General features: G+C 64.0%; 11 protein-coding genes. 6 read left to right on the top strand and 5 right to left on the bottom strand.

What is annotated here, in order from left to right; translation table 11 throughout:
• Window positions 1-71 precede the first annotated feature (71 nt).
• Window positions 72-500, top strand: a complete 429-nt coding sequence (locus QUH67_RS23735) for a CBS domain-containing protein (protein WP_300941713.1) — start codon at window positions 72-74, stop codon at window positions 498-500.
• A 5-nt stretch (window positions 501-505) separates the two neighbouring features.
• On the opposite strand, the gene QUH67_RS23730 is transcribed toward QUH67_RS23735, so the two are convergent.
• Entirely contained in the window at window positions 506-1,555 is a 1,050-nt protein-coding gene (locus QUH67_RS23730) for a patatin-like phospholipase family protein (protein ID WP_300941711.1), read from the bottom strand.
• A gap of 233 nt (window positions 1,556-1,788) precedes the next feature.
• Between QUH67_RS23730 and QUH67_RS23725 the strand changes: the two genes are divergently transcribed.
• From QUH67_RS23725 to QUH67_RS23715, 3 genes are all read left to right on the top strand, one after another.
• On the top strand, window positions 1,789-2,880 hold the full coding sequence (locus QUH67_RS23725; RefSeq protein WP_300948150.1) for a hypothetical protein: 1,092 nt from the start codon (window positions 1,789-1,791) through the stop codon (window positions 2,878-2,880).
• Between the two features lie 150 nt (window positions 2,881-3,030).
• Complete coding sequence (locus tag QUH67_RS23720) at window positions 3,031-5,514, top strand: putative bifunctional diguanylate cyclase/phosphodiesterase (RefSeq protein ID WP_300941709.1); 2,484 nt, start codon at window positions 3,031-3,033, stop codon at window positions 5,512-5,514.
• A 307-nt stretch (window positions 5,515-5,821) separates the two neighbouring features.
• The gene (locus tag QUH67_RS23715; protein ID WP_300941707.1) at window positions 5,822-6,679 is read left to right on the top strand and encodes a matrixin family metalloprotease; all 858 of its coding nucleotides are present in this window, start codon (window positions 5,822-5,824) and stop codon (window positions 6,677-6,679) included.
• A gap of 128 nt (window positions 6,680-6,807) precedes the next feature.
• Here QUH67_RS23715 and QUH67_RS23710 read toward each other — a convergent pair whose 3' ends face one another.
• Both QUH67_RS23710 and thrS read right to left on the bottom strand, forming a co-directional pair.
• Complete coding sequence (locus tag QUH67_RS23710) at window positions 6,808-7,371, bottom strand: nitroreductase family protein (protein WP_300941705.1); 564 nt, start codon at window positions 7,369-7,371, stop codon at window positions 6,808-6,810.
• 83 nt (window positions 7,372-7,454) lie between these two features.
• Entirely contained in the window at window positions 7,455-9,494 is a 2,040-nt protein-coding gene (gene thrS, locus QUH67_RS23705) for a threonine--tRNA ligase (RefSeq protein WP_300941704.1), read from the bottom strand.
• A gap of 336 nt (window positions 9,495-9,830) precedes the next feature.
• On the opposite strand from thrS, the gene QUH67_RS23700 reads away from it, so the two are divergent.
• Window positions 9,831-10,250 (top strand): hypothetical protein, encoded by a 420-nt coding sequence (locus tag QUH67_RS23700; protein ID WP_300941703.1) that lies wholly within the window; start codon window positions 9,831-9,833, stop codon window positions 10,248-10,250.
• A 30-nt stretch (window positions 10,251-10,280) separates the two neighbouring features.
• On the opposite strand, the gene QUH67_RS23695 is transcribed toward QUH67_RS23700, so the two are convergent.
• Complete coding sequence (locus QUH67_RS23695; protein ID WP_407080346.1) at window positions 10,281-10,703, bottom strand: GNAT family N-acetyltransferase; 423 nt, start codon at window positions 10,701-10,703, stop codon at window positions 10,281-10,283.
• A gap of 77 nt (window positions 10,704-10,780) precedes the next feature.
• Window positions 10,781-12,331 (bottom strand): alpha/beta hydrolase, encoded by a 1,551-nt coding sequence (locus QUH67_RS23690; protein WP_300941699.1) that lies wholly within the window; start codon window positions 12,329-12,331, stop codon window positions 10,781-10,783.
• 115 nt (window positions 12,332-12,446) lie between these two features.
• Here QUH67_RS23690 and mddA point away from each other — a divergent pair, with 115 nt between their 5' ends.
• Complete coding sequence (mddA, locus tag QUH67_RS23685; RefSeq protein ID WP_300941697.1) at window positions 12,447-13,211, top strand: methanethiol S-methyltransferase; 765 nt, start codon at window positions 12,447-12,449, stop codon at window positions 13,209-13,211.

Below are 13,211 nucleotides of genomic sequence, written 5' to 3'. Positions count from 1 at the left end.
CGGAACTGTTGATTGAAGACTCGCGAACAAGTCGGGCTCTCGGGAGCACGAACGGATTCAGGGAGACGACAATGACGGTACGTTCAATTCTCGACGTCAAAGGCCACCAGATCCTGAGCGTCGAACCGGACGCCAAGCTCTCGGCGGCGGTCAAGATCCTTGCCGAACGCAGGATCGGCGCCGTGCTGGTCATGAACCAGGGACGGCTGGAAGGCATCCTGTCGGAACGTGACATCGTCCGGGTGCTGGGCGAGCGGGGCGCGCGGGTACTTGAGGAGCCGGTCAGCGAGGTGATGACGCGCAGGGTGGTGAGCTGCCGTCAGGCCGATACCGTCTCCGGCATCATGGAAATGATGACGATCGGCAAGTTCCGTCATTTGCCCGTGGTCGAGGAGGGCAAGGTGGTGGGCCTGATCTCGATCGGCGACATCGTCAAGCACCGCGTTCAGGAATACGAAGCCGAACAGGAAGCGCTGCGCGACTACATCAAGACGGCCTGACGCGCTTATTTCTCGACCTTCTCGACAGCAGGCCCGGCCTCACCGGCCGGCGGCGGCGCCAGGATATGGATCGCCTCCTGGATCGATTCGATGGCCCGTTCGGCAGCCTTAGCGCCATGGGCGATCAGTTCGTCGGCGCGGTGAAAGTCGAACCAGCCGATCTTGCCGACGCGGGGCGAGATCAGCAGGTCCGGCGGATCGCCAGCCAGCCGCGCGCGAGTGATGCGGTCCTGCATGATGTTGAAGGCATCGACCATCACCGAAGAGATGCCGGGCCGTCCACCGCCGCCGAAGAACTCACGCTTCATGGTGCGCTCGGCAGAGAAGAACTTTCCGATGCCGCGCCTGCGCGGCTCGGCTTCGGGCTCCGGCATCACCGATACCGTGACGCCTGGCGTTGGACCGTGGGAATAAATCGTCGTGGAATGCGTGAAGACGTCGCTGGAAAGATTGGCGGCGATGACGATCTCCGCGCCGAGCGCGCGCGCCGCCGACACCGGCACCGGATTGACCAGCGCGCCATCGACCAGCCAGCGGTCGCCGACCAGCACCGGCGAGAATATTCCCGGCAGCGCATAGGAGGCGCGCATCGCATCCACCATCGGACCATGGGTCAGCCAGATCTCGTGGCCGGTGCGGACTTCGGTCGCGACCGTGGCGAATTTTACCGGCAGGTCTTCGATCGGGGTCTGGCCCATTGCGGTCTCGAGTTCGGCCGCAAGTTTTGCACCGCCGATCAAGCCGGACCCGTTCAGGCGGATATCGAGATAGGAGAGGATGTTTCGCGGCTGCAGGCGGCGCGCCCAGTCCTCCAGCGTGTCGAGATGTCCGGACGCGTAGGCGCCGCCGACAACGGCGCCGATCGACGTCCCCACGACGACGTTGGGGACGATGCCGTGGGCCGCCAGCGTTCGGAGGATCCCGATATGGGCAAAGCCGCGGGCGGCGCCGCCGCCCAGCGCCAGCCCGATCACCGGCCGTCGGATGCTGCCGAGACCCACCTTGTCCTGCGAATCGGAGCCCTTTTGGCCGCGGCCCATCCAATGATCCAACACCGCAAACTCTCCTGCGGCCTCGACTCTATTCGCTGCGCTGCGGCCGCACCAGAACCGTTCGTTTTGATCCACCCGCATGGTTTATGGCCGGCGGAGCCGCCTAGGCAGGGAATGTGGCCTGAGCACGACCGCAGGCCTCACATTGGGTGCCGGCGCAGGTTCCGCCACCATCGCCCGCCCATGTCCCGCGCTGGAGGCTTGAATTTGCCGCGTTTTCGGTGAAAAGCATGGCGATGATCTCGGGCGGTAACGGTATCGTTGGATTCGGGCGGGGCGGATGGCCTTTCCCGCGGAAAGCGTTCGCCTTGATGCTGGCTTTGGCGCTTGCCCTGGTACTTCCTGGCTCCGCGTCGGCCCAGATGTTCCAGGATCGCCCGCCGCCGGTGCCCCCGGCCGCGGTGCCTGACGTACAGACCTCGCCAGCCCTGAACCTGGCGCCGCCATCGGGGACGGGAGCGATCCCGACGGTTCCGCCGCCGTTGAACCAGCCGACCATCGTGCCGCCGACGATCGTCACGATCCCGCCGGCCGCGCCGCCGGCGCCTGCTGTTCCCACCCAGGGGGTGCTGTCGCTGACGGCGCGCTACGGCAAGGATCTGCCGGTCATCAATGGCGGACTGGTGTGGCGGGTGTTCGCTGACAAGCCCGACGACACCGGCACGTTCAAGCTGATCCGCGAGGAGCGCGGCGCGACGCCGAACATCGTGCTGCCGCCCGGCAACTACGTCGTCCATGTCGCGCTCGGCCTGGTCAGCGCGGTGCGGGCGGTGAGCCTGAAGGCGGAGACCGACCGTCTTGCCTTTGTGCTTCCGGCCGGCGGGTTGCGCATCGAGGGCCGCGTGGGTTCGAGCAAGATCCCGCCGAACCAGATTTCGTTCGCGCTGTACAAGGGCAGTCAGTTCGAGGGCGGCAACGCCGGCACCGACCGCCAGTCGCTGGTCCCCAACGTAGCTGCCGGCGACGTCGCGCTGCTCCCCGAGGGGACCTATTACATCATTTCCAACTACGGCGACGCCAACTCGGTCGTGCGCTCCGACATCCGCGTCCAGGCCGGCAAATTGACCGACGTGACCGTCAGCCACCGTGCGGCGGTCATTACGCTGAAACTCGTCAGCGACAGGGGCGGCGAGGCGCTCGCCAATACCGCCTGGTCGGTCATCACGCCGGGCGGCGACGTCATCAAGGAATCGATCGGCGCATTTCCCCGCGTCGTGCTGTCCGAAGGCGAATACCGCGCGATCGCCAAGAACGAGGGCAAGGTGTTCGAGCGTCCCTTCAACGTCGTCAACGGCGTCGACGGCGAGGTCGAGGTCATCGCGCGCTGACTGTCACAGTCTCTAACGCACACTAACCATCGCGCAGCTTAAAACTGTCACAATGGTCCTATCGGCGTACCGCCGCCGCGATTTTTACAGAGCCTTAAAGGCGGCTGCATTGGATGCCCCCGGGATTGAGCGCGTAAAGCGGGGCAGGTCATGGTTGCGGCAAACAGATCATCGAAAAAGACGTCGGAGAAATTCAACACCGAGATGTTTGCCGACGTCCCGGTTCTAAAGCGCAAATGGCAGGCTGCGTTGCGCCCGGGCGAGAATCTGCCGCGCTACGAGGACGTCATGCTGGGCAGCCTCGGCCGGATGGCGGACCATGTGGTACTGCTGCGCCACGACGGCGGGATGTTTGCCCTCTCGCACAGCGGCCGCTACGTCCAGCAATGGCTCAATGACGATCGCTGGGACATTCCCCTGAGCGCGTTGCCGCCGGATTGTGCGACCACGCTCGGCGAGGCGGCGTCTCACGCGCTGCAGAACGGCTGTCCGCATCTTGCCATCGCGCATTGCGTGCGCGACGGACTGGTTCGGACTTACGACGTGCTGGCGCTGCCGACATCCTCGCGCTGGGGCGCCACTCTCGTCAGCGCCTACGTCAACGAGCGGGGCCCGAAATTCAATCTGCTCGACACGATCTTTTCGTCGACCGACGAGGGCGTCCTGTCACTCGCGGCGATCCGCAATGCGAGCGGCAGCCCTTCCGATTTTCAGATCGTCCACCTCAATCAGGGCGCGGCGCGGCTGCTGCGGCAACCGGCATCCGCGTTGTTATGGCGCCGGCTCGCCGCCGGGGGAAACCTGCTATGCCGACCGGAGGTGCTTCGGCGCTTGCGCGACATCATCGTCGGCGGCAATGGCGGCCAGATCGAAATCGACAGCGAAGACCGCTGTCTGCGGTTGGGCGTGACGGCGTTCGGCGACATGCTGTCGCTCACGGTCTCGGATGTCACGGCGCTGAAGCGGAGTGAAGTTTCCTTCCGCCTGCTGTTCGACAACAATCCGATGCCGATGTGGGTGTTCGACGTCGAAACGACCCAATTCCTCAGCGTCAACGACGCGGCCGTCCGACATTATGGCTATCCACGCGAAACCTTCCTGCAGATGCAGCTTCGCCAGATCTGGCCGGAGGATGAGTGGGCAAGCCACAGCCAGGCGCTGCAGCAGATCGGAGATGTCTATCATTCGAGCCGGGACTGGCGGCATTTGAAGGCCGACGGCAGCGAAATCCACGTGCTGACATTCGGGCGCCGCGTCGCCTTTGACGGATATGACGGCTATCTGGTCGCAGCGGTCGATATCACCGAGCGCCGCGAAGCAGAGGCGCGGATCGCTCACATGGCCCATCACGACGGCTTGACCAACCTGCCGAACCGCGCCTTCTATCAGGACCGCCTTCGCGCGTCGCTCGAGCGGGCGGCGTCCGGCAACAGGCGCGTTGCGGTGTTGTGCGTCGATCTCGATCTGTTCAAGAACGTCAACGATTCATTCGGCCATCCGATGGGCGATCGCCTGCTGAAGCAGGTGGCCGAGCGGCTCAAATCCGAGGTGCGCGGCGACAATGTCGTCGCCCGGCTCGGCGGCGACGAATTCGCCATCGTGCTGGTCTCGGAGGTGTCGCCGAACGACGTGAGCGACTTCGCCGACCGGCTGATCGGCGTGCTGAGCGCGCGCTATGATCTCGATGGGCTCGAAGTGGTCGTTGGCGCAAGCATCGGAATCTCGCTGTCGCCCGGCGATGGCGCGACCAGCGAGGAACTGATGCGCAACGCGGACATGGCGCTGTACCGGGCGAAGGCCGATGGCGGCGGCGTTCATCGCTTCTTCGAGCGCGACATGGATCGCCAGGCCCAGAAGCGCCGCGATATGGAGCGCGACCTGCGCCGCGCCTTTGCCGGCGGAGAATTCGAGCTGCACTATCAGCCGCTTGTGGATTTGGCCGCCAACCGTATCAGCGGGTTCGAATCGCTGTTGCGCTGGCGTCATCCGGAAAAGGGCATGGTTTCTCCGATGGATTTCATTCCGGTCGCGGAAGATATCGGATTGATCGTGGCGCTCGGCGAGTGGGTGCTGCGCGAGGCTTGTTCCGAAGCGGTGAGCTGGCCCGAGGACATCAAGGTCGCGGTCAATCTGTCCCCGGTCCAGTTCCGCAGCCGCAATCTGGTTCAGGCGGTGATCTCGGCGCTGGCGCATTCCGGCCTGTCGCCGCGGCGGCTCGAACTCGAAATCACCGAGTCGGTGTTCCTGGCCGAGACCGAAGCCAATCTGGCGATCCTGCATCAGTTGCGCGAGCTCGGCGTCAGCATATCCATGGACGATTTCGGCACCGGCTATTCCAGCCTGAGTTATCTTCGCAGCTTTCCGTTCGACAAGATCAAGATCGACCGCTCGTTCGTCAAGGATCTCGTCGAGCGTTCCGACTGCGTCGCGATCGTGCGCGCCATCTCCGGCCTCGGCCGCAGCCTGAACATCACGACCACGGCCGAAGGCGTGGAGACCGAGGATCAACTCGACTGGCTGCGCGCCGAAGGCTGCAACGAGGTGCAGGGCTTTCTGTTCAGCGCGGCGAAGCCGGCGTCGGAGATCGCGGAACTATTGGCTCGTTTTGCTGCGCGGGCCTCGCAGGCAGCGTAAGTCGTCGCGGGTTCAGACAAGGCCGTGCTTACCTGCGTGTGGAATCGCACAGCGCTTGCTGTTCGGCTGATCAGGTCGCAACGCACCGAAGCGCGGCTCCGACTTTATTGGTGCCGGTTCCCGCATGGGCGATCTTTGCTTGATGCCCGGCGTTGCAAAGCTGCGTCGACGCGTCGGCGTATTGCTGATCATTCAATGAGCGTTGTATCGCCTCACTCTTGCCAACGAGAGCCTCAGTCTCGTCAACCGAACAGCTTACGTGTCCGATACTGCGATCTTGACTGACATCAACGGTGAAGGAGATACCATGGCGAATGACTTCAGCCTCGAGGGCGCGAAATGGGGCTCGCCCGAACTGGGCACTGCGGGAGGGATTGTCACCTGGGCCGTTGACGACAGTATCTCCCAGACAGAAATGCAATCCATCAATGCTGCATTCGCTGAATGGTCCGAGGTTGCCAATATTCAATTCCAGCAGGTCTCGTCCACTACCGAATCTGACATCGATTTCTCAGAGGGGGCGATCGATGGCGCCAGCAACATCCTGGGCGTCACAAGCTACAGTTATTCAGGGGGCCAGCTTCAGAGTGCAGATATCGAGTTCGATAGCGCCGACAATCTGAGCGGCTCGGAATTTTCCCTGGTCGCGATCCACGAGATCGGGCATGCGATTGGACTGGGTCACTTCAACGACGATGACGCGGTGATGAACTCGACCGCCAATTTCGGGCTCGACAGTTTGACGCAATCCGATATCGACGGCATCGTGGCGCTGTATGGCGCCAACACCACCGACATGGCGGATGCCGGCGGCACGGGGACCACGCCGCCCGACACTGTCACTCCCGATGGCGGTACCGGAGCAACGCCTGACACGCCGACAACGCCGACTGCAGATGCGGGCGATGGCGACGCCGGCGGCTGTGGCGGAACCCAGACGGCTGCGGGCGATGGCGCCACGGGCACCGGTGCAGATGCCGGCACGCCTGATGGCTTCGGCGGCGATCTTGGCGGCCGCTTCGCCGATCTGGGATCCCTTCTGCGTTCAATGCAGGGTGACGACAGCGATGGAGCCGCCGCATCGGGCGCTGATTTGGCGAGCACGCAGATCGGCGAACTGATCAACCTGGCGCACCAGCATTTCGACAATCATCTGTGGGGTTGATGATGCGCGCGATGGTCGTCATGGCGTGACGACGTGACAATGCCCGGCGCAGAACGAAAGTTCTGCGCCGGGCTTTATCGTTGATGATAATCAAGAGAGCTGTCGAGCCGAAATCCAGAACCGCAAATCTAGAACCGCGTCACGATGTCGGACAGCGCCGGGCGCGGACGGTCTTCGGCGGGCTTGGCCGGCGTTCCGATATGGATGAAGCCGGCGAGCTTTTCATCCGCCTTCAATCCGAACCCGTCCAGCACGTCGCGGTCGAACGCGAACCAGCCGGTCAGCCAGTTGGCGCCATAGCCGAGCGCCGTCGCCGCGGTGACGATGTTCATCGCGCTGGCGCCGGCGGACAGTTCCTGTTCCCAGGCCGGCACCTTCGGGTGCGGCTTGACGAAGCTGACCACCGCGATCACCAGCGGCGCGTCCATCAGCCGGCGCTTCTCCACCTCGATATCGGCGGCAGGCGCGGACGGGTTCTTCTTCGCAAAGACCTGCGCGATGACGTCGCCGGCCCGCGCCCGGGCGTCGCCCTCGAACACGATGAAGCGCCACGGCGTCAGCTTGCCATGGTCCGGCACCCGCGCGCCGATGGTCAAAATGGTCTCGATCTCGGAAGGCGAAGGGCCGGGCCCGCTCATCTCGCGGGGCTTTACCGATCGGCGGATTTTCAGGAGTTCAATGGCGTCGGGCACGAGGGTCTCTTTCGTCGGAAATGGCTGTGCCCCAAATAGGGGCACAGCCGGTCCAGCGGAAGCCGGTTTTAGACCGATTATGATTAGGCCGCCGCCCGCTTCACATCCGGCGGCGTCGCTTCCTCGACCAGCGCGGCGATCGCTTCATCCGTCGGCATCACCTTCTGGCCATCGCTGCCGAGCCGACGGATCGAGACCGAATGGCTTTCGGCTTCCTTCTTGCCGACCACAAGCAGGGCGGGGATCTTTGCCAGCGAGTGTTCGCGGACCTTGTAGTTGATCTTCTCGTTGCGCAGATCGATGTCGACGCGAAGGCCGGCGCGCCGGGCGGCTGCGGCCACCACCTTGGCGTATTCGTCGCCCTCGGACGTGATCGTCGTGACCAGCACCTGGGTCGGCGCCAGCCAGAGCGGAAAATTGCCGGCGAAGTGTTCGATCAGGATGCCGATGAAGCGCTCCATCGAACCGCAGATCGCGCGGTGAACCATGACCGGCACCTTCTTCGATCCGTCGGCGTCGATATAAAAGGCGCCAAAACGCTCCGGCAGGTTGAAGTCGACCTGCGTGGTGCCGCATTGCCAGTCGCGGCCGATGGCGTCACGCAGCACATATTCGAACTTCGGCCCGTAGAACGCGCCTTCGCCGGGGTTGATCGCGGTCTTGATGCGGTTGCTGCCGCTGGCCTGGATCTCCGCCAGCACGGTCGCCATCACGCGCTCGGCGTGATCCCACATCTCGTCGGTGCCGACGCGCTTCTCCGGCCGGGTCGAGAGTTTGACGGTGAGTTCGCCGTCGAAGCCGAAATCGGCATAGGTCGACAGGATCAGCTCGTTGATCTTGAGACACTCGTCGGCAAGCTGCGCCTCGGTGCAGAACACGTGGGCGTCGTCCTGCGTGAAGCCGCGTACGCGCATCAGGCCGTGCATGGCGCCCGACGGCTCGTAGCGGTGCACCACGCCGAATTCGGCGAGGCGCAACGGCAGGTCGCGGTAGCTCTTCAAGCCATGCTTGAAGATCTGCACATGGCCCGGGCAGTTCATCGGCTTCAGCGCAAACCAGCGCTTGTCCTCGGCCTCGTCGCCGGCGGATTGTGCCGCGAACATGTTTTCGCGGTACCAGTCCCAATGGCCGGACATTTCCCACAACACCTTGTCGAGGATCTGCGGCGCGTTGACCTCGCTGTAGTCACCGGTCAGGCGGCGGCGCATATAGGCGATCAGCGCCTGGAAAATCGTCCAGCCCTTCGGGTGCCAGAACACCACGCCGGGGCCTTCCTCCTGGAAGTGAAACAGGTCGAGCTCGCGGCCGAGCCTGCGGTGATCGCGCTTCTCGGCCTCCTCGATCTGCTTGAGATAGGCGTCGAGCTCTTCCTGCTTCGCGAACGCCGTGCCGTAGATGCGCGTCAGCATCGGATTGTTGCTGTCGCCGCGCCAATAGGCGCCGGCCACCTTCATCAGCTTGAAGGCGCTGCCGATCTTGCCGGTCGACGACATATGCGGGCCGCGGCAGAGGTCGAACCAGTCGCCCTGGAAATAGATCTTGATCGGCTCGTCGCCGGGGATCGCGTCGACCAATTCGACCTTGAAGGCTTCGCCCTTGTCGCGGAACACCTGTTTGGTTTTTTCGCGGTCCCACACTTCCTTGGTGAAGGGCTTGTCGCGCGCGATAATCTCGCGCATTTTCTTTTCGATCGCGGAAAAGTCTTCCGGCGTGAACGGCTCGTTGCGGAAGAAGTCGTAATAGAACCCGTTCTCGATGACGGGGCCGATCGTCACCTGGGTGCCCGGCCACAGCGACTGCACGGCTTCCGCCAGCACATGCGCGCAGTCATGCCGGATCAGTTCCAGCGCGCGCGAATCGTCGCGGTTGATCAGTTCGATCTTCGCATCGGCTGAAATCGGATCGTTGAGGTCGGTGACCACGCCATCCAGCGCCATCGCCACGGTGCGCTTGGCCAGCGACGGCGAGATGCCCTTGGCGACGTCGAGCCCGGTGATGTCCCTGGCGTATTCGCGGCTCGCGCCGTCCGGGAAGGTGAGGGTGATTTTTTCCAAGGGCTCGGCGGGCTTTAAATTGGCGAGGCCGAACTGGAATCCGGATCCGGGCGTATTCTGGTCAGTCATGTCATTCTCCCAAAGCTCACTCCTGCGAACGAGCGCAGGTAAGCGGAAAGCAGCGGTATAGCAGGGGATTCGGCTCCTGCAACCGGGCAATATCGGGAAATTCAGGTCAAATCCGCTCATATTCGAGGGGGTCGATTCGATCGCCCAGGCTGCCATGCCAGAGATGCGGGCTGACCAAAGGTTGCGGTGTCGGCAGGCTTTATCTAGCTTCAATGGACGCGGTGCCCGGCCAGCAACCTCCACCCAACGCGCCGCCCGCCATACCGTACATCTCCCCGGCCCCGCGACGCCGGCGAAGTGAGCGCAACGTGACCGCATAGGGAGACGCGTGCAGCCATGTGGCCCGACTACTTGGATAATCCGCAAGCGATCTACAGCACATTCCCCAACGCCGTCCCGGAGTTAAAAGGCCTGCGGCCCGGCAAGCTCGTTATCGATTTTGCCGGAGACATATGGCTTCGACTCGATGCGCAGCCATTGCCGGACGGCAGTCCGCCCCGTTGGCGCGACAATGGGAATGACGGCCTCGAATACAGGTTCATGTTTTACGATACGTCCGACCTGTCGGTTCTTGGGACGGCGCATTATCTCGCCAGTGACGCCCTTACGCTTGAACTGAACAGCGGAGCGGCAAGCTTGTTTTCGCAAGGCCGCGCTTTCGAGGCGGCGTTCAAATTCCGCGGGGTACGGTTATTCCTACATCCGTTCTCGCAAGCGCAACGGCTCGACCTGCAGGAGTCTTGGCCAGCTTCCTGAGATCGTCGCGTGCCGGAGCGGCATGCCCGCCTACACCGGCGCGCGCATCACGATGCTGGTCGGTCGATCGAACCCTTGGTGGGAAGTCTCCGCCGTCTTGATAAATCCCATCCGGGCGAAGGCCGCGTGATTTTCCGTCAGCTCGACGCGGGTTTCCAATTCGAGCGTTCCGATACCGCGTCGTCTCGCTTCGTCGCGGGCAGCTTGCATCAGCTTTCGGCCGATACCGGCGTGTTGCAGGGTGGGGCTGACGGCGAATTTGCCGATGTAGAGGGCGTCGTTCTTCTGGTGCAGAAACAAGCAGCCGACCAGATCGGATGCGCGGTAGGCCAGCAACAGCGTGCCGCTTTCGGCATGCGCCTGCACCGATTTGGGCGTCAGCCGCAGGGCCGAGGAGGGCGGATCGATGCGCGGTCCCATATAGGCAAACGCATCGAGGACCAGCTGGAGCACGCGTTCCCAATCGCTGAAGTCGCGAACGGCGGGGCGGACAACGATGTGTGAAGCATCACTCACCATGGCTTGTAGCTCTACCTTCGACCGGAGGCATTTGAGAGTTCGCCGACGAACGGCCTGATGCAGTCGAGCACCGCTTGCCGGTTACCGGCAAAAGCCCAATGATCGGCGCCGTCGAGCTCGATGAAGCGCGCGTGCGGGATGTGGTCGGCCAGATGTCTCCCGGCGCCGATGCGGACGGCGCGGTCGCCGCGGCGGTGCAGCACCAGTGTCGGAACGGCAACCCTTCCGAGCAGAGGCCGCACATCCGTATCGCGCAGGGCTTCGAGCACGCCCTTGATGGCGCCCGGGCTCGAGGCCGCGCGAAGCAGGCCGGCCCACCAGGCTTTGGCTTTCGCATCGCCGGCGAGACTCGGTGCGAACGTCTCGATGCCCGCAGGGCCGCCCCAGGCCGACACGAGCTGCTGCAGCCACGCATCATATTGTTCGGCATGCAGCGCATGGGGATAATCAGGCGCAAAACTTCCTTTCGCGAGCGAGTCGAACAGGATCAGCCCCGCGACGCGGTCGGGATATTCGGCGGCGAAGGTGATGCACGCTGGTCCGCCTTCGGAGGCCCCGAACAGCACGACCCGGCGCGAGCCTGCGGCATCGAGCACGGTTAGAATGTCCTCTGCGGTCGCCTCCGCGCTGGGGCTGAATCCGACCCGGTCGGAAAGGCCGACGCCACGGCGGTCGAACAGGATGAGACGGCCGATCTCCGCCAGCGAGGAAAGAAACGCCCGGCAGGCGGCGTCCTCCCAGACACGTTCGACATGCGACACGAAGCCCGGCAGCATCAGGATGTCGGGGTCGCCTTTGCCGTAGGTCTGGAACGCGAGATGCACGCTGCCGCCGCTGACATATTGCGTCGGCGGCGGCGCCGCGGCATCGGCTTCGAGCAGCGCGGTCGTCTCGCCTTCGGGCGCGACGTCGAGGTCGTCGCGCAAACGCTGCGTCAGCGCCTTGAGCTGGCGCTCGGCCCCGGCGCGGTCGCCGCTGAGAATCAGGTTGCGAATGAGGTGGCGCGCATAGATCTCGCTGAGCGGATCGAGCGCCACCAGGCGGCCGGCATGAGCGGCGGCGGAGGCATAGTCGCCCGCCACCTGCTTCTCCTGCACCACCCGTTCCAGCGCCTGGATCGCGCGGCCGCGCAGCGCCTCTTTGCGAAAGAACGCCCACTCGTCGAATTGCGGGCAGTCGCCGGGCGAGAAGCCGTCGAGGAAGTCGGCCTGATACAGCGCGCAGGCGCGCTCGAACTCGCCGCGGTCACACGCCTCTTCGAACAGGCGTGAGTCGATTTGCAGATTGACCGTCGCCGACAACCGGACCGTGGATCGGTCGGATGCCAGGACATTGCCGAGCGCCGATTGAAGGCGATGCAGCAGCCGGCGCAGTCGTGCCCTTACCACGTCCGCCGGGCTTTCCGGCCACAGCATGGTGGCTATCACATCGCGTCCGACCGGGCCGTTGGCTTCGGCCAGATAGACCAGCAGCGCGAGCCCCTTGCGCAACGCCAACGGGCACAGGCGGTCATCACACCGGATCTCCGGGAAACCGAGCGTCCGGACGCTGAACGAAGCCATGGCAATGCGATCTTCGGTGGGGCGTTAGGGGACGCGGTAGCGCCCCGGGGACGCTGAGGGGACGGTTGCGATGATAGCACCGGCGCAATTGCACCGTCACCTCCGGAGAAACATCATGGCAGGACGCGCCGCGGCCCTCATTTATGGCCTCACGAGCTATCTCATCTTCTCGCTTTCATTTGCCTATACGCCGGCCTTCCTCGGCGGTTTTCTGGTCCCGAAGACAATCGACGTCGGACCGGACAGCGCCCCGGCTCACGCCATTCTGATCGACGTGATCTTGCTTGGCCTGTTTGCGACCCAGCACAGCGTCATGGCGCGCCCGGCGTTCAAGCGCTGGTGGACGCGCATCGTGCCGGCTTCCTGCGAGCGCAGCACCTATGTCCTGATTTCGAGCCTGCTGCTGATCCTGATCTTCTGGCAATGGCGCCCGATCCCCGCGACCGTCTGGCGCGTCGAGGGCTGGCCGGCGGCAATGTTCACCGCGGTGTTCTGGCTGGGCTGGTTGATCGCGCTGCTTTCGACATTCCAGATCGATCATTTCGAGCTGTTCGGTGTGCGTCAGGTCGTCGATGCGCTGCGCGGGGGCGCCGATCGCATGCAGGCATTCAAGACGCCGCTGCTGTACCGGCTGGTGCGTCACCCGCTGATGCTCGGCATGCTGCTCGCGTTCTGGGCGACGCCGCACATGACGGCGGGGCATTTGCTGTTCGCCATGATGAGCACGGCCTACATCCTCGTCGGCGTCAGGCTGGAGGAGCGCGATCTCGTTGCCGCGTTCGGCGCGAGCTACGAGCAATATCGCCGGCGCGTTCCGATGCTGCTGCCGCGTCTGTTCGGCGGCACCCCCGTCGCGTCAGAAACCCGTCGCGGAGGCTGA

The organism is Bradyrhizobium roseum (genome assembly GCF_030413175.1).
GTDB lineage: Bacteria > Pseudomonadota > Alphaproteobacteria > Rhizobiales > Xanthobacteraceae > Bradyrhizobium > Bradyrhizobium roseum.
Note: the sequence above shows the minus strand (reverse complement) of the source record. Positions and strands in the feature narration are given on the sequence as shown.